We start from the raw sequence: 23,433 nt of genomic DNA on the forward strand, positions 1-23,433 counted from the left end.
TATTCATTACCACGAATATGCCATGGCATGCCTTAAGCCGAACCGGTTGGCCCGGCCGGCTGTTGTAAAAACTATATTATCGCTTACTTTCGCTCAAAGTTCAAATCCTCTGTACGGATTGTCATCAGCTCCAGTTTTCCTGGACTGCCTTCCGAATATTGTTCCAACAAACGAACCGCCTGATGCCTGATCGAACGCTCTATGGCATTACGAACGTATCTGGCGTTACTGAACGCATGCAGCGAATCATTTTTTTCCTGAAGCAAATGCTGCTTTAGTTTGAGTATGGTCTGAGGCATTAAAATATAATCACGCTCTTTGGCCATAATCTCAGAGATTTGAATCAACTGATCAATACTGTAGTCTGGAAACTCCACTTGAATGGGAAAGCGGGAAGGTAATCCAGGGTTCGTCTGAAGAAAAAAATCAATCTCATCTGAATAACCAGCCAATATGAGGATAAATTGGTTTTTATTATCTTCCATTGATTTTACAAGCGTATCAATGGCTTCCTTTCCAAAATCCTTCTCTCCACCGCGGGCCAAACTGTAAGCTTCGTCAATGAACAATATTCCACCGAGTGCCTTCTTGACCAGATCTCTTGTTTTCTGCGCCGTGTGACCAATATATTCTCCAACCAGATCCGCACGCTCTACTTCAATAAGATGCCCTTTACTTAACACACCCATCTTCTGAAAGAGTTTGGCAACGATTCTCGCAACGGTGGTCTTACCAGTCCCCGGATTGCCTTTGAAGATCATATGATACACGTGCGCACCACTAAGTAAACCTGCTTCAGTGCGCATCTGAGCAATCTGTAGGAAAGCATAAATCTCAAATACCAAGTCTTTGATATTTTCAAGTCCAACCAGTTGCTCCAGTTCACCCTGTATCTCCTGGAAGTGAGCATGTTTGGTTATACTCTTGGCTGCCTGTACTGCCGCTGCTTCATCTTTGACCAACATCTGAGGTTCCTGGTTACGCAACACAATATTAATTTGTCTGGATGGTCTGCCTCCTGGTTGCTCTCCTGCAGCCATGACCCGTCCGTTCATTCGCCATCACCTCTATTTTATCGGGCTGAACTCTCCTGATTATTAATGTATTCTATCAGGTGCTCCAATATTAGAAGGATCATGAAGAAGAATTCTACGGCGAAGTACATGCCTCAAATCTGAATGTTTTTTCGAAACTCTCCGTTCTCAAACAAACTCTGCCTATGCTTCAGCGATAACTGAAAGTATGGAAATACATGTGCATCAATGGCATGCAGCAATTCCTTTGCCGTCTTGTTAGCCAAGTCATAATCACCTGTAGTAATATGCTTCCGTGACAATGCATCTTCAAGCTCATCTTCATCCAGCAAAAATACTTCTCCATCTTTCAGCACAACGACATCCAGATACAGGTCATCAAACCAAGGAACACCCTGATCGGTTATCCCCTGACTACGACATGTATCAATGTACCACTCTACAATCCGTTCCTGATCGTCAAACATCGCTGTAACAACAAAATGCTCTCCCTTCGGATAGTATTGCAGCCAGGAATACCCTTTATCTGCGATACAGAAGGTACTGCCTCCATAAGTTTTCCACAGAGGTTCTTTCAAATCCTGTATGGTGTACAACGTAATATAACCTGTGAAAATTTTGGATTGAACGAACCGGCATGTGAATTGTCGGTTCGTAATCCGGCGCCAGTTCGCGCGGTCCCCGAATTTCCGTTTCATACGAACCCCTCTTTGCCGACTACAGGTCCGTGACCTGCTCTGATGTTATTGTGAACAATGTAATAACGTCCGCCTGATGGATTCCAGCGCTCTGGGCCCGCCCTTGCACAACGTATTACGAATAGTTACAGCTTACCATATTTAAGGTTTACACTCAAAATCAAGCTTTGTCCCACCTATTCATCAAATCAGCTTCCATTACAGTTGGTTCCGTATACCAAAAAACTGCTTCATGGTATTATCCCCTTTAAGTAGACACTTGAAAAAGCCTTCATGTTATCATGAGGGTTCAAGTGACACTTGGAGGGGATATTTTTATGGCAAAAAAAGGACAAACATTTCAGACGTATACCGAAGAATTTAAATTGAATGCGGTTAGATCCTATGTCGAAGGGTCTTCAAGTTATAAAGTGGTAGCTGAACGCGAAGGAATTCGAAACTGTTCACAACTGAAGGTGTGGGTGAAAAAGTGGAAAAACGGGGAATCGTTCGATGAGCGAAAAAACAATGTTCCGAATCCAATGAAAGGACGTCCCCGTACTGCCTTTAGCAGTGTAGAAGAAGAACGTGACTACCTTCAAGCACAGGTGGATTATTTAAAAAAGCGGTATCCAAATCTAGTAAAGGAGAAGCGCTGAGCCAACGGGAGAACTACGATATCATAGACGAATTGCGCTGCTCGCATAGCATTACACGCCTATTATCGATTACAGGAATACCCCGTTCCAGTTATTACAAATGGCGAGCAACACAGCCGCAGCGAGACGCAAGACAAGACCGTGATCGTGAGATCAAAGAACACATGATGGCTATTCATTTTGCAAACCGAGAGTTTGGTTATCCTCGCATGACAACGGCGCTCTGGGAGGCTGGTCTGAACGTTAATCACAAGAAAGTATGGCGAATCATGCGGGAACTATCGATCCAATCGGTCATTCGTAAGAAGCGGAAGAAGTCCAGCTATACGCCATCTGTGATTTATCCGAATCGCCTGAAGCGCAAATTTCATGCCACAGCCCCCCAGCAAAAAATGGTGACGGATATTACTTATATTTCGGATGGAAACACATTCGTTTATCTGTCTGTCATTCAAGACTTGTTCAACAACGAAATTGTAGCTTGGCAATTATCTAAACGGAACGATGTTCAGCTCGTATTGGATACGGTGGAACAATGGACACAAAAAAGAGACGTTTCGGAAGCCGTGCTCCATTCGGATCAAGGCTTCCAATACACGTCTCAGGCGTACAACACACGATTAGAAGCATTCGGCGTGAAGGGCAGCCACTCTCGCAAAGCAACCTGCCTGGATAACGCATGCATCGAATCCTTCTTTTCGCATCTCAAGACAGAGAAGCTGTACCTTAACCAGTGTAATTCAGAAGCAGAGATTCGACAAGCCGTGGAAGATTACATGTACCATTACAACTACCGACGATTTCAAGCCAAACTCAAACAGCGCGCACCGATTGAATATCGATGCGCACTGGCAGCATAGCTTTTTTCATCTGTCTACTTGACAGGGGTATGACCATTCACCGGTTTTCCGGGAAGCAGTTTTTTCAATGTAGCTATTTAGTGATTCATTGGCTTAGCCGCCGGTTCCAGCTTGAGAATCTGCAGGTGCATCTGTCCCTCCAGTATCCCCACTTGTTCCGCTGTCCGGAGTTACTACCTCACCTGGCGTTGTTACGGCTCCATCATCGGAACCTTCACCGGTACCGCCCGGATCTGTTGTCCCCTGACCAGGCGGGGTCGTATTTCCTTCCCCAGGTTGACCGTTTCCTTGGCCAGCTCCGCCGTTGTTACCGTTGTTTCCGTTGTTACCATTGTTTCCGTTATTACCATTACCATTTCCGTTGTTGCCATTTTCATTCCCATTACCATTATTACCGTTCGAGTTGCCATTATCCGGTGAACCAATGTCCGGATTCTCTGTACCTGGCTGCTCAGGATCTATCTCTGTTCCAGGGTCTATACCAGGATCAGGTTCCTCCGGCGGCATTTCCTGCGCTTCAATCATCAAGGAAATGGTGTTGGAAGGATCCGTCTCAAGTCCTGATGCCAAGTCGTAAGCTGTCACATAGTACTCATAAGTTAGACCAGGCAACGCACTTAAATCTTGTGCATTGGTCGCTCCTATTGCATCAATAAGATGAGTGAACTGGGCTTCCGATGTTTCTTTCCGATAAATCCGATATTGCGTACTCGCGTCACCCGTTCCAGTCCAACTCAGTGAGACGGTTTGTGCATTTGGATCGTATGATCCACTCAGCCCACTAACGGACAGAGCCGGCTTTTCTGGTTCTTCTACTGGCGGAGGTGCCTGCCCTCCAGCTGGTGCTTTGAATTGCTTCACTGGAACGCCTTTTAAAGCATCTCCCATGACTTTGGCAAAGAAAGCTGCCGACAGCTTACTGCTGTTCTTAAGCATATGATTGGCATCCGGATTGTCATAGCCCATCCAGACTGCGGCAGTCCATTCCGGTGTGTATCCAACAAACCATACATCACGGTTGGCACTGTTGCCAGAGATACCACTTTGAACTGTTCCTGTTTTACCCGCAACCGGACGGTCCAGACGCGCTGAACGTCCCGTACCGTCATTAACGACATTCTGCAGCATCTGTGTAAGCTGATACGCATTTTGCTCACTCATGACACGCGTTGTGTCCGAATTATCGTGTTTGTAGGTGGTTTTGCCTGCGCTATCCTTGATTTCTTTAATCGCATAGGCTTGTCGGTATTCTCCGAGGTTGGCAAATGCACTATAGGCTTGCGCCATCTCCAGTGTATTTGTACCTTTACTTAGACCACCAAGGGCAATCGCCAGGTTTTTGTCTTCATCCGTCAGCTGTATGCCTACACTTTTGGCAAAATTAATGCCTGTGTTAACACCTATTTTATCAAGTAGCCAAACGGCCGGAATATTTTCCGATTTCGTAATGGCTTCCGTCATACTGATCGTTGAAGAATATCCATGCAAGTTACCAGGACAGTAGTTACCAAAACATTGCTTCGCATTACTCAGCGAGGAATTGGCACTGTAATTTCCTGATTCAAGCGCCGGTGCATAAGACACAATCGGTTTAAAAGCTGAACCTGGTTGTCTTCGACTCTGCGTTACACGGCTATAACCTTTAGTCTGATAATCCCGTCCACCCAAGAGGGCAACGAGGCTACCATTCTCATGATTCATGATGACCATGGAGCCTTGGACCTGTTGATCATCTTTGCTTGCCTCGAACAAACTGTCATCTGTGAAGGCCGTTTCCATGGCTGTTTGAGCCTGAGCATCCATGGTTGTATAGATTTTGTATCCGCCGATATTCAGATCATCTTCCGTTTTGCCTGTTACTCGCTCAGCTTCACGAAGTACATAATCTATAAAACCTTGATACTTCCTGTCTTTCTCTGGTCGCTTATAGTTATAGTTAATCTCTTTTGCTTCGTCCATCTCCGCCTTGGTAATGTAGCCTTGTTCATACATCAGCTGCAATACCACACCTCGACGTGCTTTTGAGTCGTTTGGATTGCTCACCGGATTATAGGCAGAAGGCCCTTTCGGCATAGCTGCCAATGTAGCAATTTGCCACAACTTCAACCTCTTGAGATCAGTAACTCCAAAGTAAAATTCAGATGCCGCTTTAATCCCGTAACGCTGATGTCCGAAGAAAATCCGGTTCAGATACATCGTCAGGATTTCGTCTTTTGTGTACTTGCGCTCTAATGCCATGGCAATCGATACTTCCGTTGCTTTACGAAAGAACGTTTTGTCACGGGACAAGAACATGTTCTTGGCAAGCTGTTGGGTTAGTGTACTACCACCTTCCACCATGGAACGAGCCATGACATCCTTAACGGCTGCACGCCCAATGGACCAGATATCCACGCCTTGATGATCGTAGAATCGCTTATCCTCCGTTGCAACAAAGGCTTGCTTCACCAGTTCAGGAATATCATCTTCTTTGACGGGTTCCAGCTTCTGAATGGATAGCTCCCCCATTAATTGGCCATTGCGATCATATACTTTTGAAGTTTCATTAATTGTGGTTTTGTCCTTGTTGGCTTTGAGCAGATTTTCACCACTCACCATAATAAATAAATATCCGCCAAGTGCACAGAATATGGCGATTGCCATCGTGAAAAACAGTGTCCATCCAACGCGTTTACCCGTAATTTTTTTCTTTTTAGAGGTCTTTGGCTTCGCTTTTTTGGGTGACTTGTTATTGTTGTTGCGATTGTTAGACCTCGACAACGGATCGTTTGGCATGTTAACCTCCTGACTCCCTTTCGGTTGCATAATTTCTATTCGTCTATAGGCTCAGGCATATATTAAACATATTTTGCCCGGAATGAAAAGAACAACCCTTTATTCAGGTTGCTCTGTTTCAATACCTATACTTGTAGACGAAATGGTTGGTGAAAAGGTTTCGTAATTTTTTTAAGCTTCGCCGCTGTTATCTTGCTGCATCAGCGATACGCTGCGTTGCGGCGTGAACGTGGAGATGGCATGCTTGTAGACCATTTGCTGGCGTCCGTCGCTGTCAATGACGATCGTAAAATTGTCAAATGCCTTGATCGTCCCGCGGATTTGGAAGCCGTTGGTCAGATAGACCGTAGCAGGAATATTTTCTTTCCGCAGTTGGTTCAAGAACGTATCTTGGATGTTGATGGACTTGTTCATTAGCCGTACCCCCATTGGTTCATTTGAATTCGTGTTCAAGTAATATTCAATATCGCTGAGTAGCTTTCGTGCTATTATATCATGAACAGTTTCATATAATCCACAAAAACCCCTTGTCTGCTATTTTACCCCCATTCTTGGCGAGGTGAAAAAATAGAAGACTTACCCATTATACACCGCTTGTCTGTTTTGCAAAAGAGGGACTAAATCTTCATTTTAAAGCACATTTATGCGTTGTTTAGCGAATGCTCAATCTCTACCATCTGTTCTAGTGATAAGTAAAAACCTCTATCCTTTTGATAACTAAAAGGTAGAGGTTTACATATCTTGATCTAATCGATGCATGTCAGAAGAATACTAATAATCGCTCAAATCAATCAAATTTTCGTGTAATCAATTCACTTATCTGCTTGTATTTCCCTTCAAAATCCTGGGTATCCGTCATGTCCACCCATTCAATATCCTTCATATGGCGGAACCAGGAAAGCTGCCGTTTGGCAAACCGACGTGTATCCCTCTTCAACCACTCAACCGCAGCTTCCCAACTCACTTCCCCTTGCAGGAACGCTGCAATCTCCTTATACCCCAGTCCTTGCATGGAAATATGACCTCTGGCCACTCCGCGTTCCAACAGGGACTTCACTTCATCCACCAGACCTTGTTCGATCATCAGATCAATCCGCTCTTCTACCCGGGCGTACAACTTCTGCCGATCCATTGTCAAACCAACAATAAGAAGGTCATAAGGCGACTCTTTCTTCTGTACTGCCAGCTGATCAGACCACTTCTCGCCTGTGAGATGATGGATCTCAAGCGCACGTACAATTCGCCGCTGGTCATTCGGATGCAGACGATCCGCACTAACGGGGTCAACTTCCCTCAATCGATCATGTAGGGCCTGTGCTCCGTGTTGCTCCGCATAGCTGAATTGTTCCTCTCTGAACGCTTCATCTGAACCACTATCCGAAAATTGGAAGCCGTAACATACTGATTCCACATATAGACCAGTGCCACCTACAATAAAAGGCATTTTACCGCGTTCATGGATTTCACTAATCAATCGTGTACAACTCTCCTGAAACTCGGCCACAGAATACGGATACTCCGGTTCATGGATATCAATGAGATGATGAGGTACACCCTTCATTTCTTCAGAGGTAATCTTGGCAGTTCCGATATCCATTTCACGATATACCTGCATCGAATCGCCTGAGATAATCTCACAATTGAAAGCTTGGGCAAGCTCGATGCTCATTCTTGTTTTGCCTACTGCTGTTGGTCCAACCAGCACAAGTAGTTTAGGTTTTGGTTTAACTTCCACTTTCAACATTAATCACTCCGTACAGGGTTTTTGCATTCGCCCGATCAAGTATTTCAAATCCGAGCCTGTCAAACTCCGCGCTGCCGCGCTTTTCTTTCATGACTACCCGTTTACGGGCGACACGTTTTGCTTCCATAATGCTCTGTTCATCCAGCGCGTGAGCATTTGCATAATCTCGTAAGGGCTGTATAGCACTTGAATCCATCATCGGTTCCCGGAACATGGGGTCAAAATATACGGTATCACAGCTTCGATCCGGCATGGACCGCAGTAACTCAAGATGATCCACATGCCGCAGATCTATGCGCCGGAAAGCCTCATCCACCAAGGGCTGGTTGCTTTTATAATGGGACATGCCCTCCAGCAGCAGGGTATAGAGCGGTTGAGAACTTTCACAGGCGATGACTTGTCCACTCTTCCCAGCTGCCACCGAAAATACCAGCGCGTCTGAACCGAGTCCAGCGGTGCAATCAACAATGGTGTCTCCTTCGAGTACCGCACCAGCTTCCAGCATGGGATCGGCTTCCCCTCTTAGAACACGTTTAGCGCGAACAAATCCCATACTGGGGTGAAACTCAAGCTCCGTTGCATCCTTGCGAAACAAGCGTGCTCTGCCATTGAGCACGACCAGTATTTCGTTGATACCATAATGTTCAATCAGTTTGGGTAAAGACGTTCTATTGCGCGGTACGTAGGTACCTCCTGTCGTTTCGGCGAGCTTACGCGCACGCTCCACCTGAGAGGCAATCTCCTTGTCACCGGTTGTAATGTACATAATGTCCCCCTAAATAGCTACATCACTCGTTTAAATAATTTTTCCAGATCATACGTTGAAAATGAAACCACAATCGGCCGCCCATGTGGACAAGTGTAGGGCTGACGACATGAACCCAGACGCTGAATTAACACTTCTGCTTCCTGATCCGTCAGCTTCTGGTTCGCTTTGATGGACGCCTTGCAGGAGCACATAATGGATGCAGCTTCTCGCATCTTGGCCACATCTATGCTGCGTTCACTAAGAACCCACTCGGACATTTCTTCGATAATGTCTTTCTCGTCCCCTTTGGGGAACCAGAACGGGTGGGAACGCACACGAAACGTCTGTCCACCGAAATGCTCCAAATATACACCCGCCTGCTCGAACCAGGCCAGTCTTGTTTTCAGCTTTTCCGTCTCCGAAGGTGTAAATTCGAGCGTAATAGGCAGCAGTAACTCTTGTGAGGCCTGGGCAGGGTTACCAAACTTCTCGTAATAGTATTCATAATTCACGCGTTCATGAGCAGCATGCTGATCAATCAAATATAAACCTTGGTCATTTTGCGCGATCAAATACGTACCATGATGCTGTCCGATCAGACTCAGCTCCGGAAATGCGGGCATGGATGCATCTGATTTAATGGCAGCAGCAAGTTTAGTGGCATCAGGCAGACCTGAAGTTTTCCACGTCCGTTCACTTCTCGGAACTGAAGACGGATTATACGATGAACGTGCTTCCCTAACCGGTGAATTTACGGAATCGGAACGATACGTAGCTGGTTTGCCTTCAGCCAGCGGTTTTTCTATTGCTACACGACCTCCACCATCTTGAGAAGACAGGTCAGTTTTGGGAAAAGCCTCGGTAGAACTAGCACTTACATCCTTAGTACCTTCCTGCACGTCAGCGGATGTCTGCACCCCGTCATGACTAGCAATCTTCTGCAAAATATCTCTGTTCCAACTTTCTAACTGCTCCGGGGGGAGTGTAATCTCAGGTGGAGCTTCGGGTAGTGGCACTGAGTGACCCTGTTCAGATACCGGCTGTCCTGTGGCCACATCCGCCGGAGCATCCAAATCCAGATCATCATCTTCCGTAGTCAACTTCAGCGATGCACTAGCAGGTTTCCCGAGTGGACCTTGTTGTCCATATCCTTCTGCATCAGATGCATCTTTCAGCGGACCACGTGGAAAGAGGAATTGCTCCTGAATAAAGGAGCTATCGTCCCCACGTCGAATCTGCTGTTTTTTGACCTGTGGAATCAATACCTCCTGCCGGAGTATCCCCCGCAACGTCGTCTCTATGAATTCATATAGTTCTGGTTCCTTGCTGAAGCGAACCTCCAACTTGGCCGGATGCACGTTCACATCCACGAGAGAGGGGTGCATCTCCAACTGCACCACGACAAGTGGGAAGCGATTGATGGGCAGCAAGGTATGGTAGGCTTTGAGAATCGCCTGATTGAGACCGTAATTGCGAACAAATCGCCCATTAACAATCGTCGACATACCACCACGGTTCGCTCGTGTCCATTCTGGCAGGCTGATCAGCCCACTCACCCGGTAATCCAGACTTTCTCCCTGAATGGGAAGCATCGCTTTGGCAGCACTTGTACCATAGATCGCTGCAACCACTTGCAGCAGATCACCGTTGCCCAACGTCTGAAGCAACACATTCTCATTATGGCGCAGTCGGAACGAAATGTTTGGATGAGACATCGCCATCCGGTATAGGACATCTGATATATGTCCCAGTTCCGTCTGGATCGTTTTCATATATTTGAGTCTGGCTGGTGTATTGTAAAATAGTTCTCTCACTGCAAAATCTGTACCTTGGGGTGAGGTTGCATCTTCATGAGAGACAAGGTTCCCGCCTTCAATCACGATGCGGCGCCCCCGCCCATCATTGTCACTTGCCGACAGTACCTCTACCTTGGATACTGCAGCAATACTCGCCAAGGCTTCTCCACGGAATCCAAGACTTGTGATCTGGAACAGATCTCGGCCATGGGCTATTTTGCTGGTCGCATGACGATAAAAGGCCGTTTCCATATCCTCTGGCTCGATACCTGAACCATTGTCTTTGACACGAATACTGAGGAGTCCGCCCTCTTCCACCGTCACTTCAATCTTGGTGGCGCCTGCATCCACCGAGTTTTCGAGCAACTCCTTGACAACTGAAGCAGGCCGTTCGACCACTTCACCCGCCGCGATCTGGTTGGCAATATGTTCATCAAGCACATGTATTTTCGCCACAGGTTTTCCCCTCCCTTATACTCAGGATAATTGCTGTGCCTTCAATTTGAGATCATTCAATATCTGCATCGCCTGAAGAGGCGTCATATTCATGACATCGATATCTTTCATCGTACGGATGAATTCTCGCGCTGGTTTATCCACCGCAACTACATCCGGTTTCGTTGCCACATTCGGCTCATCATCCCCAAAGATGGACAGTTGAACCACATCCGATTGGCTTGCACTGGACTGTGCTTTGCTGTTTGCTTTCTTGGCATGTTGCTTCCCTGCCGAATCTTCAATAGAAGGTGTGTACTCTGCAATATCCACAATCTCGTGTTCCCGGATCAATGGTGCTGAATCCGTGTGCTGGAATTCTTCACCTTTTACATTCAGGCCTGTTTCCTGCTTTTCGCTTCCGATATATTCACTGCCTACAGCTACTTGTGCAGCCGCATGTTCGAACCCATGCAATAGTCCATTCGCCCGCTCAATAATGCTATCAGGCAGACCTGCAAGGCGTGCACAATAGATACCATAACTGCTGCTGGCTGCCCCGGCAATCAATTTGCGCAGGAAATTAACTTTGTCACCACTCTCCTGTACCGCCATCGAGTAGTTGGCCAGCTTGTCCAGACTCTCCTCCAGATGAGCAAGCTCATGGAAATGAGTTGATACAAGAGCTTTACAGCCGATAATATCATGTACATATTCAATAACAGACTGAGCAATCGCCATACCTTCGCTGGTCGATGTCCCACGTCCCAATTCATCGATAATAATCAGACTGCGTGGTGTGGCTTTGTCCGTCATGACCTGAATGTCGGCCATCTCCACCATGAATGTGCTTTGTCCGCCAATGAGATCATCCGCGGCACCGATCCGTGTGAAAATGCGATCCATGATCGGCACTTCCGCCTGACCCGCAGGTACAAAACAACCCACTTGCGCCAAAATGGAGATTAAAGCGACCTGTCGCATATACGTACTCTTACCAGCCATATTTGGACCGGTAATCAGCAGAATACGTGCCTCTTCCTTGGTCATTGCCGTGTGATTGGCAATAAATGCGCCATCTCGCATAACCGCCTCAACGACCGGATGGCGTCCTTCTTCCACAACCAGATCATAGCCGTCGGTCAACGTAGGACGTACAAAGTTTCGCTCAGCACTAATCACCGCAAAAGATTGATACACATCAATTTCGGCTACCTGTTCGGCCAGCTTCTGCAATCTTGCAATCTCTTTGTTCAGCCGCTCGCGCAGCTCTGCGAACAGCCCATACTCAATATCAACCATTTTGTCCTGAGCTTCGAGAATCAGCGTCTCTTTTTCCTTCAACTCCGGCGTAATGTAACGTTCTGCATTGGCAAGTGTCTGTTTACGTTCATAACGTCCCTCTGGCAGCGCGGACAGATTGGACTTGGTGATCTCGATATAATAACCAAATACTTTGTTATATCCAATCTTCAGCGATCGAATGCCTGTCGCCTCACGCTCTCTCGCTTCCAGCTCGGCAATCCACTGTTTCCCGTTAACCGAAGCCTCACGCAATTCATCCAGACGTTCATGGTACCCTTCACGAATCAGACCTCCGTCCCTTACCGATACCGGCGGCTCGTCCACAATAGCTTGCCCGATGGCTTCACGCAGATCATTGCAATCATCCATCGTTTCGGCAATATGCTGCAATGTTGCGGAAGATGATCCTGCGCAATGTTGACGAAGTCCTGGAATTTTCTCCAGCGATGACTTGAGCGCATTCAGGTCACGACCATTGGCATTACCAAACGCGATCCGACCTACCAAACGTTCCAGATCGTAGATGTCTTTGAGTTCTGCCCGAAGGTCCTCACGCAATATAAACTGGTTGTACAGCGTATCCACTGCTTCAAGGCGCTCATTAATCTTCCCTTTTTGCAATAATGGCTTATCGACCCAGCGACGCAACATCCTTGCACCCATGGACGTCTCGGTCCGATCAAGCAACCAGAGTAATGAACCTTTTTTGGAGCGTTCACGCACAGTTTCCACCAATTCCAGGTTTCGGCGGGTAAACGGGTCCAAGATCATATAATGATCTGGTTCATACGTTGAGATTTGTGTTAATTGTCCTAGAGAACGTTTCTGTGTCTCACTCAGATAGGAGAAAAGACGTGCAATGCACGCTTGACGTTCAGGCTCTAATCTGGCCCACACAGCCTCGCCAAACTGCTGACGGACCAGATCTTCCTTATTCTTTGTCCAGGACGTGTAGACCACAGGGCGACCGATTGGAGACGCCTCGGCTTCTACCGTTTCAAGCAGCGCTGCATCCCCCACCAGCTCCGATGGTTCGTAGATGCCGATTTCATCTTTAAGCCACTCCTTGGAATAGGGCACCGATGTCACATACAACTCACCCGTTGACAGATCACAGGCCGCCAGCGCCAACGTATTTTGATTACCTGTAAGACAGACCATGTAGTTGTTGGACTTATCCCCCAGCGTTTTGCCTTCCATCACCGTTCCGGGTGTAACCACACGTACAATTTCACGTCGTACCATGCCTTTCGTTACACTTGCATCTTCCATCTGTTCACATATCGCAACTTTATATCCTTTTTCAATCAGACGCTGTATGTAATTGTCAGCCGAATGATAAGGTACACCGCACATCGGAATTTTATCATCCGTGCCTCCGTTACGTGCGGTCAGCGTGATCTCTAGTTCACGGGAAGCATTAATTGCATCCTCAAAGAACAGTTCATAGAAGTCACCCAGTCTAAAAAATAGAAAAGCATCCTGTGCTTCGGCCTTCACTTGCAAATATTGTTGAATCATTGGCGTATACTGAGCCATGATGAATATCCTCCATCCCGTTCCTATAATGTCAGGAAGAAACGCGTCCTGGAAGGACAATAAGACGGTCAGGCACTGTGTTTGCGCCTCCGCCTTATGTGTTGGCTATTCGCCACTTCCTTCAAGGGTTGCTGCTCCATATCTTCCGTAGCTATCACTTATAAAGGTTGTTCAAAAAGTCCGCTTTTGATTACGAAAAATGCCTAGTGGCATCATCAGCGTCGAATATGGCATTCAGCCGAAATGTCCGTTGCTCACGTAGTTTTCCTACGCTCCGATACTCCATTTCTAGCTTCATCCCATCTTCTCGGTACTGAAAACCGTTCTTTTTGAACACGTACTTAAAAAGACTTGCTTCTTATTATATCAAAAAAACGTCCGTACTTCATGAACCTGCCCGAATATTCCAGAGTTTGCGAATATCGCGGCTCTCATCCCATGTTCTTCCCAGTTTTAATTGAAGGATTAACGGAGACGCATACCGTTCATAACGTGCATATCCATCCAACTTCTTCAGATCATCTACGAGGGCTGGGATGTGTTCCTTAATCATTTCCCGCTTTCCTTCATAAAAAGCGGCATGAACCTCAGCTTTCGCCAACGGTCGCTGCCGTAATTGAGTATACCCGCTCGCGATCAGACCTGCCAAGGCCACAACACCTTTCGCAACAAGGGGTGACACAAGAAAGCTGGGTAACGTACGATACTCAAACCCACCATAGGATTTCAGACGAAAATCACCAAGTGCTCCATAACGGGGTCGCCTTCCCGATCCACGGGGGTCTTGAAGAAATGCCAGTGGCAATGCCAGATAATTGTCCAGTGCACGAAGCAGTTCCCCGGTAAGATTCACCCCGCTAAAATGAATATGACCACCCAAAGGTAACCCCCGTTGTGGCATCCCTCCTGCCTGCCAGATGAGCGAGTGATCACTGATGCTGCGGGAAGCGGCTGCAAATGCCCTCATCAGATGGGCCAGCAGTTCTCGTGGTTCGGAGCTGGGAGCCGGTCTCAGTTCGGCAACCGGATATATGCGCCGTCCACCAATCGTCACGGAATCACAGCCTGCCATTCCTGTACGTTCAAGAAATTTGGAGGCGGGTACGATTTTGGATTCCGGCATCTGCACCAGAAGAAACTCCGGGTCCATGCCGAGTATCGGAGTGGGTCTGTGATTCGCCTCCTCATCCAGTAGTTCCTGATGCTGCTTCCAGCTTTCCCTATAGGTAGCAGCAAGGTTGGTCACCCCTTTCCAGGGACACGAGTCGATCGAAATCACTGCACATCCGCCATTCTCTGAAGATTCCATTCGAACAGCTCCATGATCCAGTCCTAGCGTATACAGCGTTTTGATCGCAAGTCGTTCTATGCGCTTGAACAAGGTTGAACTCGCTTCACGCTCCAACAGAGTTTCCTGTGCCCCTCCCATGCCACTAGTATCCTTGCGCTTGATCCGGATTGCCTGCAGACAACTTATCTCTACGTCATAGCGTACACGCAAGCCTGGTTCACGTTTGCGCCGATCGTGCAGTGACAGTACTTCAATGCCTGCCTGTTTCAGCCGTTCTGCACGTTCTCCGGCAGTCATCCTTTCATATCGGCGCAGCGCTTCCTCCGCTTGTTCCATCACATTCATCACGTCCCCCCTCCCAGATCATGCAACTAAAATAAAAATAACCCCGCAATGCGGAGCCTTCCCGTGAAAGGTATTCCAGGCACATTGCGAGGCTCGTTACCACCCATTTTTCAATATTTAAGAAGAAAGAGGGCTTACGCCCTCTTCACCGCGCCTTCTGGCGCATATGCTACCTTAGGTTATCAAATACAGGCGTCAATCTCACAGCTCATCGTCGAGCAGATCGGGATCGAGATCGTCATAATCTCCATCGCCACTGCCAAAGTCATAGTCCTTGTCTTCGTAATCACCGCATCCATCTGTGCAGACCTTCACACAAACTTTAGTCTCGGCAACGAGTTCCACAGCGAATTCCCGTTCTACCCGGATAATTACACTGCTTCCACCTGCTGATACTGTGGCTTCCACACAGCTAGGTTCCTGCGTTGCATCCGCAGATACCTCTACTGTGGAAGTCCGGTGTTTCGGGTCCAGATAGGACAAAGGCACATGTTCTACATACGAGACCGTTTCTTTGGCTACATCCGTCTGAGAATTTTTGTCGTAGGAATACCAAATGTTGATATCGTAAGTACCAATAACTTCAATTCCGTCACCCGCTGATACGGCTTCATATTGGTGGTTGATAATCCAAGCCCCCAAAATACTTGTCGGACCATTTGGCGGAGTCACGGTATGTGTTACGGTAGAGAACTTACGACCTTTGCCGCAGATCGCCTTCGTGATAATCTCTCTACATTGATGTTTATGACTCAATGACATCTTTAAACCTCCTCCATACAATCATTCACTACAAGTGTATGCAGGGCATTCGTCTAGGGTGACAACTATTTTCTATTATTCGTTTGTAGATTGGGACCGGTCCGAGATTGGGGACGGCGCTTTGTCCTTCTTCGCGACTTTCAGATACAGCGCGAGTTCACGGCACAGCTGGAGAATTGCAGAACGAATCTCGAATTCTTCCCTTGTATCCGGCAGCTCCATACGTTTGAATTCTTCTTGCACATCCGCAAGAAGTTTTTCAGTTCGTCCGGTGTAGGATTCAGTAAGTACATCCTGACTAAGCTGATCGAACAGCTCCGATACCATTTCCGCATGAGGCATCTTCTGATAGATCTGGGACACCAGATGCATCATGTGCTGAATAGAGTCCAACTGCGTTTTGCGCATATAGAAGTAGACACTCCATTCCTCATTCGGATGAATCACCTGATTCTCCAGAGAACGCTTGGCCGCATCGATACCGCCAAGGATCGCTTGATCTGCTTCAATCAGCTCTCTCCCCGCCCATGCTTCATTGGGATTACGCAGCGTGGCAGCAAATTCCTTGAAAATTTTCGAGAAAAGTTCATCAATTCGTTTGCGAATGCGCAGCATCTGTGGATCTGCTGCCGGCATATAGGCCAGGTTAACCGCCATTGCGGAACCAAGACCAATTAACAGCAAAGCAATTTGTACGAGGATGACATGCATGTCCATCTCCCCGCCGCCGAACACCCGAAACACCACAACTGAACCTGTAACAATACCTTCTTTGAAGCCTACCCGGACAATAGCCGGGAATGCGATCAATATGTATACCGCCAGCACCCAATAATGGAAGCCTAGAAAGTGAAAAAGTACACTTGCAAATAAAAGTCCAACTACGGAAGCAAAGAACCGCGCCGATATGGTGCGAATACTTCGTTTTCTCGTTACATCCACGCCAAGAATGGCAAGCAATCCCGCTGATGTTGGCCCCGGCAAGCGACACCAGTCTGCAATCAATACGGCCATTAATGCGGCGATTGCAGTTTTAATTACTCTAAAACCCATTTAACATTCCATCTCCTCTAAGCTGCAAAAAAATTCTTAGCCAGCTCGTCGCCTCTTTCATTATCAGGACTAGTATGTCTCATCCAAAAGTAAACTAGACGACATCAACCGACATGCGCATGCATGCCGGTCACAGCAACACGCCCCGAATGAGGGACGCTGGCAAGTTAGATCGTTGCGACAGAACCTCAAGGCCCTCTTCTCCAATCATCGCATTCATTCCGGATCTGCGCGGAATAATCATACTAAATATGGTACTTGATTTTACGGTATCGGGCAACGTGACACCCATTGTGAAATTGTATAAATATCATCCCCGGTCACATTACGAGTAAAACACTCCGAATCACCTGCGGCCAGCCAGCATTTTGCGTTCTGCATAGACAACAAGTTGGTACATGGCTGTTGCAACTGCCGCAATAATTAACAGACTTGATAATACAAGCGTGAAGTTGAATACCTGGAATCCGTAGATAATCAGATAACCGAGCCCTTGTTTGGCGACCAGAAACTCACCTACAATTACACCAACCCAAGCCATGCCAACGTTCACTTTCAAGGTCGATACAATCGCCGGAAAAGAAGCAGGTAATACAACTTTCGTAAAAATCTCGGAACGGTCTCCACCAAACGTACGAATAACTTTAATATAATTGGGATCCACTTCATTGAAGCTGTTATACACGACCAATGTCGTGATAATGACCGTGATGGACAATGTGGTCATAACAATCGCTGTAAAACCCGCGCCGAACATCACAATAAAGATTGGGCCAAGTGCTACCTTTGGCATACTGTTGAACACAACCATATAGGGGTCCAACACTTTGGACAAAAAAGGAGACCACCAAATTAAAACCGCAAGCAAGGTTCCCACCAGTGTTCCCAGTAAAAAACCAACTGCCGTTTCCCCTACGGTTACCCCAACATGTGCCCACAACTCGCCACTAGCGATGTCCTTGCCAATCTGGGCAAAAACCTTACTCGGATAACTGAATAATAGTACATCAATCCAACGGAGTCTGCCTGCCACTTCCCATAGCAAAAACATACATACTAACATAGATAACTGTACGGCAAGCACTTGATGTCGCCATCTGGCCACCTGCTGAATATGATTCCGATGCAGCTGCCCCATCCATTCGTCACGCTTTTCCTGCTTCGGATTCATTGGATTCACGCGTCTTCCTCACCTCCCCCGGGCTGATCCAGTTCACTCCATAACGCCTGAAACAACGCATTGAATCCTTCTTGCTCCCTGGCATGAAACGGCTGAGCCTTCCGAATTCCATCGGGGATAATAAACTCACGACGGATACGGCCGGGATTACGATCAAGCACAATGACGCGGTCACTAACCGCAATGGCTTCAGACAAATCATGGGTGACGAGAACAGATGTTTTGCCAAACTGTTTTAACGTGTCCGAGACCAGATCCTCCAATTGCAGCTTGGTTTGATAATCAAGTGCGGAGAATGGTTCATCCAACAATAAAATCCCTGGGTCGGTTGCGAGCGTGCGCACCAGGGCTACTCGCTGTCTCATGCCTCCTGAAAGCTCTGAAGGGTACTGATTCTCCGTTCCGGCCAACCCCATACTTACCAGCAGTTCCCGTACACGCTCACGGCTCCGTTCATCCATTCTGCCTGTCAGTTCAAGACCAATCAATGCATTATCCAGAATAGTCCGCCATGGAAACAGATAGTCCTGTTGAAGCATATAACCAATCTGTGCTGAAGGGCCGCCAACGAGTTTGCCTTTAACCTTAACCTCTCCTCGGGTGGGTGTGAGCAGCCCGGCGATGATCGACAACAATGTCGTTTTACCGCATCCACTCGGTCCAACCAGACTGACGAACTCTCCTTTTTGGATCTCCAGACTCAAGTCCTCAATCACCAAGGAAGCTTCCCGCTCGCTGACGTATACTTGAGAGATCCCCTCCAGTCGGATCACACTTTCGGATTCAGGCATTCTGCTCACTTCCTTTCCTGAATACCCCATTACTTTGATTTCGTAGCTTCTTCCGCATAGGCATTATCCACAATAGCATTCAAATCCACGCGTTCTTTCAACTCTCCGGCGGCACTCATGACATCAAGCAGATTGTTCCACTCTTCCTCATCAATGATCGGATCCGTTGCATAGCTGCCCTGTTCCTTATAACGGTTCACACTGCTTACCAAAATGGTTGGATCGATGTCTTTGAAAAAAGGAGAAATGACTTCAGCAATCTCTTCAGCCGTATGGGAATCCACCCATGCCTGCGCTTTGTGTAGACCATTCGTAAACTTCTGTACGATATCCTTATTGTCGTTAAGATAACTCTGTTTCGTCATGAAGCCGGTGTAAGGCAGAAGACCACTTTCTGTTCCAAAAGATGCAACAACCTTGCCCCGACCTTCTTGTTCAAAGATCGATGCCTGGGGTTCAAACAGTTGAACATAATCTCCCGTGCCTGAGGCAAAAGCAGACGCAATGTTGGCAAAATCCACATTTTGAATCAGCTCCAGATCACTTTGCGGATCAATGCCATGTTTGTTCAGTGCGAACTCCCCTGCCATTTGCGGCATGCCGCCTTTGCGTTGACCGAGAAATGTGGAATCCCTCAGTTGCTCCCAATCGAAGCTATCTTCTGTGTTACGAGCGAACAGAAATGTACCATCCGTCTGGGTGAGCTGGGCAAAATTAATGACCGGATCTTCCGCCCCCTGCTGATAGACGTATATGGACGTCTCTGCTCCTACCAGTGCGATATCCACCGAACCTGCGAGTAATGCCGCCATCGTTTTGTCACCACCAGCAGTCGTTTGGATATCCACCTCAAGTCCCTGCTCCTCAAAAAAACCTTGAGCCACAGCCACATATTCCGGTGCGTAAAATACCGAACGAGTCACTTCGCCAATCGTAATCTTGGCTTCATTCTCTTCCTTATTACAGCTGGTGAGCGCCACAATGATAATCAGCAGAATAACGATGCCCCGGACGAACCATGGCGTGTATTTCATGTTGTTTCCCTCCTTCACTGGTTTCAGCAGTTTCTCTCTATTATGGATATGCCGATGCCCAACAAAAGGTTAAGAACTTAAATGCAAAAAAGAGCCGGGCAATAATGCCCGACTCTTCAGCTCTTCGAAATGTTATTCAATATGGTATATATGGGATACCTACAGCTTGTAAATCTCGGCGTATTTGGCTTCCAGATAATCGGCCAGATAATCCGGGTTCAATTCTTCACCCGTTACGGCAACAATCAATTCGGAAGGTGTGCGACTTCTACCATACTGGTAGATCTTGTCTGTAAGCCATTCCTTAATTGGAATCAGATTACCTTCGGCAATGAAGGTATCAAATTCCGGCATTTCCTTGCGCAATGTATGTAGAATTTGAGCTGCATACATATTACCCAGAGAATACGAAGCAAAGTAACCAAAGTCACCACCAGACCAGTGAACATCCTGAAGAACGCCGTCTCCATCATTCGTTGGCATAATACCGAGGTATTCCTTGTATTTTGCATTCCAGGTCTCCGGCAGGTCTTTCACTTCCAGACCATCGTTGAATAACATTTTCTCAATCTCATATCGGATAATAATATGCAGGTTATAGGTCAGTTCATCCGCTTCAATCCGAATGAGTGAACTCTCCACCCGGTTGATTGCACGATAGAAATCTTCCAGTTCAACCTCGCTCAGTTGCGGGAAATGCTGCTGCAAATCTTTGTAATAACGTGTCCAGAATGGCAGGCTGCGACCAATCATGTTTTCCCAAAGACGGGACTGGGACTCATGAATCCCCATGGACGTTCCTTCGGCAAGTAGGGTACCCGCCAGACTGTCATCAATATTTTGCTCGTACAGGGCATGTCCGCCCTCATGCAGTGAACTGAAGACTGCGCTTGCTACATCATCTTGCAGATAATGTGTTGTGATCCGCACATCACCCGGGTTAAGACCCGTTGCAAAAGGATGAACACTCTCGTCCAATCGTCCAGCTTCAAAGTCATAGCCCATTTGTTCCAGGATGAACAGACTGAATTTTTCCTGCTGTTTGGTGTCAAACAACTGATTCAGGAACGCTGTATTGGGCTTGTTTTCTGAAGCATTAATCTTCTCTTGTAGAGGCACCAAACGTGCTTTGAGGCGGGCGAACACAGCATCCACTTTCTCAACCGTCAGATCCGGTTCATACATATCAAGCAGCGTATCATAACGTGTATCCTTCACACCCCAATAATCAATAAACTCCTGTTTGAGCTTAACGATATCTGTCAGATATGGGGAGAACCCTGCAAAATCACTGTTATGCTTGGCATCTTCCCATGCAGTTTCGGACTTGGCCGTGAGCACGGTATAGGCTTGTACTTTCTCAGGTGGTACAGACTGACTGCGATCATATTCTTTCTTGCAATCTTCAACCAGACGACGATCTATATCTTCGAGCTGTTCCAATACTGCTGGAGTCGTTAATGCATCCAGGTAAGTCTTCATGTCAGCCGAGGTTTGCAGCTTGAATGCTTCGGTGGACAACATACCCAGCGTCTCCGAACGAGTCGGAACGCCTTTTTTCGGCGCACCTGTGCGCAGATCCCAGTGAAGCAAACCAATGGCTTCATGATAGCTCTTAATTTTACGAGCCAGATTACGGAAGGATTCCAAATGTTCCTGTGTTTGTTTATCCATTGTTATCGTTCACCTCTTCAAAAAAAATGTTATACCCTATTGATGATACTTTTTGCATTGCGTATAATCAACTTTTAACAGATGAAAATTGCATTGTTCTCCTTAAGATACGTGTTCAAAAAGTCTGATTTTCATTACCGAGAAGATAGAAATGGCGTTCAACTTCGATGCTGATGATGCCCTCAGGCATGATTCGTAATCAAAAGTGGACTTTTTGAACAACCTCTAAAGGGTTGGAGTAATGCCATCTGCTGACCGTGAAATACTATTAAAGCAAAGGCGCGTAGGACAAGCTGCATCATATGCAAGTGGCCGTGCTCGTCGTATTGGATAACAGGAGGCAATGGACATGAACAACATTCAAGAGATTTTGACTTACAACAAATCATTTGTCGAGACCAAAGAATACGAAAAGTATACGGCTGGCAAGTTTCCAACCAAAAAGATGGTTATCATCACTTGTATGGATACACGTCTGGTGGAATTGCTGCCCAAGGCTATGAACTTGAAAAACGGCGATGTGAAAATCATCAAAAACGCAGGCGCAATTATCTCTCAGCCTTTCGGGAGTGTAATGCGTAGTGTACTTGTCGCCATCTATGAATTGGGTGCAGATGAAGTCCTGGTAGTGGGACATACGGAATGTGGTATGGCTTCCCTTCACGCTGAGACCATGATTGGACATATGGTAGAGCGTGGTGTATCGGAAGAAGTCATGACTACTCTGGAGAATTCGGGCATCCGTTTACAAAAATGGTTGCGTGGGTTTGACAGCGTTGAAGAAGGGGTAAAACATACTGTGGAAGTGATCAAAAAGCATCCATTACTTCCTCCCAATGTACCCGTCCACGGCATGGTTATCGATTCTGCCACAGGTGAGCTTGATCTTGTCGCTGAGGGGTATGGACAACAGGCATCTCTCTAAATGGTTTGGAGTGCGGACCTTATGGTTCGCACTTTTTTTGTCTAAATTAAGGCAGTTGTTCTGTCAGGTTGTCAAACCATACAGTTTCAGTGTACACTTTTTATGAAAGCGGTCAAAGAAAGTAAAAACGATTGTTCTCTCTGACCTAGCCCTAATATTAAGGAGACATGTGCATGAACATACTTTCCTACGGATTGCTCGGGCTGCTCACCCGCGAGGAGTCATCGGGCTATGATCTGATGCTGAAAATCCAGCCACATTGGCAGGCGAAACACAGCCAGATCTACCCACTCCTGTCCAAGATGGAAAACGATGAGTTATTGGCCTCCCGCTGGGTACAACAGTCTGACAAACCGGACAAGAAAATGTACGCAGTTACGGAAAAAGGCATTGAAAAGCTCTTGGAATGGATGATTACTCCTGTTACCGCACCTGTTACACGCGATGAATTTAATTTGCGTATTTTGTGTGTTGGCATAGCGGAAGACGGAAGCATGAGACGCATTCTTAACGAGCGTAAAAGCTGGTTTATGGAACGCATACGTTATTTCGAGGATCTGAAGTCACGTATACCTCAGGATAATCTTCGTGTAGGCAACCGAGACTTTGGAAGCTACATCCTGGTACAAAAAGGGTTGATGCACGCACAAACAGGCCTGGAATGGTGTCATTGGGTTACCCAATTGCTTGATGGCCAAGCTGCAATTCAAGACCCAAGTCCAAGCGTTTCAGAAATTTAATAAAATTTGAAACGTTGCTGCAAGTTGACCGTATTACATGAGTAAGGTCCATTTTTGGGCGATTCA

Annotated in this window: 19 protein-coding genes; 4 read left to right on the forward strand and 15 right to left on the reverse strand. The window is 46.9% G+C overall.

All coding sequences use genetic code 11. From position 1 onward, the window contains the following. Nucleotides 1-83: 83 nt before the first annotated feature. Together MHB43_RS19055 and MHB43_RS19060 are read right to left on the reverse strand one after the other, a co-directional pair. Nucleotides 84-1,055, reverse strand: coding sequence for an AAA family ATPase (locus MHB43_RS19055; protein ID WP_036613563.1), 972 nt, complete (start codon nt 1,053-1,055; stop codon nt 84-86). Between the two features lie 113 nt (nt 1,056-1,168). Next, nucleotides 1,169-1,732: a DUF402 domain-containing protein gene (locus MHB43_RS19060; RefSeq protein ID WP_062835000.1), complete on the reverse strand. Its 564-nt coding sequence runs from the start codon at nt 1,730-1,732 to the stop codon at nt 1,169-1,171. A gap of 317 nt (nt 1,733-2,049) precedes the next feature. Between MHB43_RS19060 and MHB43_RS19065 the strand changes: the two genes are divergently transcribed. Together MHB43_RS19065 and MHB43_RS19070 are read left to right on the forward strand one after the other, a co-directional pair. Further along, entirely contained in the window at nt 2,050-2,370 is a 321-nt protein-coding gene (locus tag MHB43_RS19065) for a transposase (RefSeq protein WP_405117721.1), read from the forward strand. A 23-nt stretch (nt 2,371-2,393) separates the two neighbouring features. Next, nucleotides 2,394-3,230 (forward strand): IS3 family transposase, encoded by an 837-nt coding sequence (locus MHB43_RS19070; protein WP_405132377.1) that lies wholly within the window; start codon nt 2,394-2,396, stop codon nt 3,228-3,230. Between the two features lie 93 nt (nt 3,231-3,323). On the opposite strand, the gene MHB43_RS19075 is transcribed toward MHB43_RS19070, so the two are convergent. From MHB43_RS19075 to MHB43_RS19135, 13 genes are all read right to left on the reverse strand, one after another. Then, entirely contained in the window at nt 3,324-6,005 is a 2,682-nt protein-coding gene (locus MHB43_RS19075) for a PBP1A family penicillin-binding protein (RefSeq protein WP_221821693.1), read from the reverse strand. A gap of 171 nt (nt 6,006-6,176) precedes the next feature. Further along, complete coding sequence (hfq, locus tag MHB43_RS19080) at nt 6,177-6,419, reverse strand: RNA chaperone Hfq (protein ID WP_017687918.1); 243 nt, start codon at nt 6,417-6,419, stop codon at nt 6,177-6,179. A 373-nt stretch (nt 6,420-6,792) separates the two neighbouring features. Further along, nucleotides 6,793-7,749 (reverse strand): tRNA (adenosine(37)-N6)-dimethylallyltransferase MiaA, encoded by a 957-nt coding sequence (gene miaA, locus MHB43_RS19085; protein WP_260632777.1) that lies wholly within the window; start codon nt 7,747-7,749, stop codon nt 6,793-6,795. Continuing rightward, on the reverse strand, nt 7,730-8,515 hold the full coding sequence (locus tag MHB43_RS19090) for a class I SAM-dependent methyltransferase (RefSeq protein WP_307411327.1): 786 nt from the start codon (nt 8,513-8,515) through the stop codon (nt 7,730-7,732). The genes miaA and MHB43_RS19090 overlap by 20 nt, the downstream gene beginning before the upstream one ends. A 17-nt stretch (nt 8,516-8,532) precedes the next feature. Beyond that, nucleotides 8,533-10,749, reverse strand: coding sequence for a DNA mismatch repair endonuclease MutL (mutL, locus tag MHB43_RS19095; protein ID WP_221821697.1), 2,217 nt, complete (start codon nt 10,747-10,749; stop codon nt 8,533-8,535). A 21-nt stretch (nt 10,750-10,770) separates the two neighbouring features. After that, nucleotides 10,771-13,572 (reverse strand): DNA mismatch repair protein MutS, encoded by a 2,802-nt coding sequence (gene mutS, locus MHB43_RS19100; RefSeq protein WP_339177185.1) that lies wholly within the window; start codon nt 13,570-13,572, stop codon nt 10,771-10,773. Nucleotides 13,573-13,957: 385 nt separating this feature from the next. Then, nucleotides 13,958-15,208, reverse strand: coding sequence for a putative amidoligase domain-containing protein (locus MHB43_RS19105; protein ID WP_339177187.1), 1,251 nt, complete (start codon nt 15,206-15,208; stop codon nt 13,958-13,960). Nucleotides 15,209-15,409: 201 nt separating this feature from the next. After that, nucleotides 15,410-15,970, reverse strand: coding sequence for an outer spore coat protein CotE (locus MHB43_RS19110; RefSeq protein ID WP_062835006.1), 561 nt, complete (start codon nt 15,968-15,970; stop codon nt 15,410-15,412). A gap of 75 nt (nt 15,971-16,045) precedes the next feature. Further along, entirely contained in the window at nt 16,046-17,023 is a 978-nt protein-coding gene (locus MHB43_RS19115) for an aromatic acid exporter family protein (RefSeq protein WP_221821701.1), read from the reverse strand. A gap of 346 nt (nt 17,024-17,369) precedes the next feature. Continuing rightward, nucleotides 17,370-18,161 (reverse strand): ABC transporter permease, encoded by a 792-nt coding sequence (locus MHB43_RS19120; protein WP_370511416.1) that lies wholly within the window; start codon nt 18,159-18,161, stop codon nt 17,370-17,372. A gap of 38 nt (nt 18,162-18,199) precedes the next feature. Then, the gene (locus MHB43_RS19125; RefSeq protein WP_221821705.1) at nt 18,200-18,994 is read right to left on the reverse strand and encodes an ABC transporter ATP-binding protein; all 795 of its coding nucleotides are present in this window, start codon (nt 18,992-18,994) and stop codon (nt 18,200-18,202) included. A 29-nt stretch (nt 18,995-19,023) separates the two neighbouring features. Then, nucleotides 19,024-20,028, reverse strand: a complete 1,005-nt coding sequence (locus MHB43_RS19130) for an ABC transporter substrate-binding protein (RefSeq protein WP_237174840.1) — start codon at nt 20,026-20,028, stop codon at nt 19,024-19,026. Nucleotides 20,029-20,187: 159 nt separating this feature from the next. Continuing rightward, nucleotides 20,188-21,702, reverse strand: a complete 1,515-nt coding sequence (locus MHB43_RS19135; protein WP_221821709.1) for a carboxypeptidase M32 — start codon at nt 21,700-21,702, stop codon at nt 20,188-20,190. Nucleotides 21,703-22,051: 349 nt separating this feature from the next. Here MHB43_RS19135 and MHB43_RS19140 point away from each other — a divergent pair, with 349 nt between their 5' ends. Together MHB43_RS19140 and MHB43_RS19145 are read left to right on the forward strand one after the other, a co-directional pair. Then, nucleotides 22,052-22,627 (forward strand): carbonic anhydrase, encoded by a 576-nt coding sequence (locus MHB43_RS19140; protein WP_036613541.1) that lies wholly within the window; start codon nt 22,052-22,054, stop codon nt 22,625-22,627. A gap of 173 nt (nt 22,628-22,800) precedes the next feature. Further along, nucleotides 22,801-23,367, forward strand: a complete 567-nt coding sequence (locus tag MHB43_RS19145; RefSeq protein ID WP_036613540.1) for a PadR family transcriptional regulator — start codon at nt 22,801-22,803, stop codon at nt 23,365-23,367. The last annotated feature ends 66 nt before the right edge of the window (nt 23,368-23,433 follow it).

The organism is Paenibacillus sp. FSL H8-0317, assembly GCF_045040685.1.
Lineage (GTDB): Bacteria > Bacillota > Bacilli > Paenibacillales > Paenibacillaceae > Paenibacillus.

Coding starts and splice junctions, on each gene's coding strand:
- MHB43_RS19090 (WP_307411327.1), bottom strand. CDS start 8,515: ATGTACATTACAACCGGTGACAAGGAGATTGCCTCTCAGGTGGAGCGT.
- MHB43_RS19055 (WP_036613563.1), bottom strand. CDS start 1,055: ATGAACGGACGGGTCATGGCTGCAGGAGAGCAACCAGGAGGCAGACCA.
- MHB43_RS19120 (WP_370511416.1), bottom strand. CDS start 18,161: ATGGGGCAGCTGCATCGGAATCATATTCAGCAGGTGGCCAGATGGCGA.
- MHB43_RS19105 (WP_339177187.1), bottom strand. CDS start 15,208: ATGAATGTGATGGAACAAGCGGAGGAAGCGCTGCGCCGATATGAAAGG.
- hfq (WP_017687918.1), bottom strand. CDS start 6,419: ATGAACAAGTCCATCAACATCCAAGATACGTTCTTGAACCAACTGCGG.
- mutS (WP_339177185.1), bottom strand. CDS start 13,572: ATGGCTCAGTATACGCCAATGATTCAACAATATTTGCAAGTGAAGGCC.
- MHB43_RS19065 (WP_405117721.1), top strand. CDS start 2,050: ATGGCAAAAAAAGGACAAACATTTCAGACGTATACCGAAGAATTTAAA.
- miaA (WP_260632777.1), bottom strand. CDS start 7,749: ATGTTGAAAGTGGAAGTTAAACCAAAACCTAAACTACTTGTGCTGGTT.
- MHB43_RS19135 (WP_221821709.1), bottom strand. CDS start 21,702: ATGGATAAACAAACACAGGAACATTTGGAATCCTTCCGTAATCTGGCT.
- MHB43_RS19125 (WP_221821705.1), bottom strand. CDS start 18,994: ATGCCTGAATCCGAAAGTGTGATCCGACTGGAGGGGATCTCTCAAGTA.
- MHB43_RS19110 (WP_062835006.1), bottom strand. CDS start 15,970: ATGTCATTGAGTCATAAACATCAATGTAGAGAGATTATCACGAAGGCG.
- MHB43_RS19115 (WP_221821701.1), bottom strand. CDS start 17,023: ATGGGTTTTAGAGTAATTAAAACTGCAATCGCCGCATTAATGGCCGTA.
- MHB43_RS19130 (WP_237174840.1), bottom strand. CDS start 20,028: ATGAAATACACGCCATGGTTCGTCCGGGGCATCGTTATTCTGCTGATT.
- MHB43_RS19075 (WP_221821693.1), bottom strand. CDS start 6,005: ATGCCAAACGATCCGTTGTCGAGGTCTAACAATCGCAACAACAATAAC.
- MHB43_RS19140 (WP_036613541.1), top strand. CDS start 22,052: ATGAACAACATTCAAGAGATTTTGACTTACAACAAATCATTTGTCGAG.
- MHB43_RS19145 (WP_036613540.1), top strand. CDS start 22,801: ATGAACATACTTTCCTACGGATTGCTCGGGCTGCTCACCCGCGAGGAG.
- MHB43_RS19060 (WP_062835000.1), bottom strand. CDS start 1,732: ATGAAACGGAAATTCGGGGACCGCGCGAACTGGCGCCGGATTACGAAC.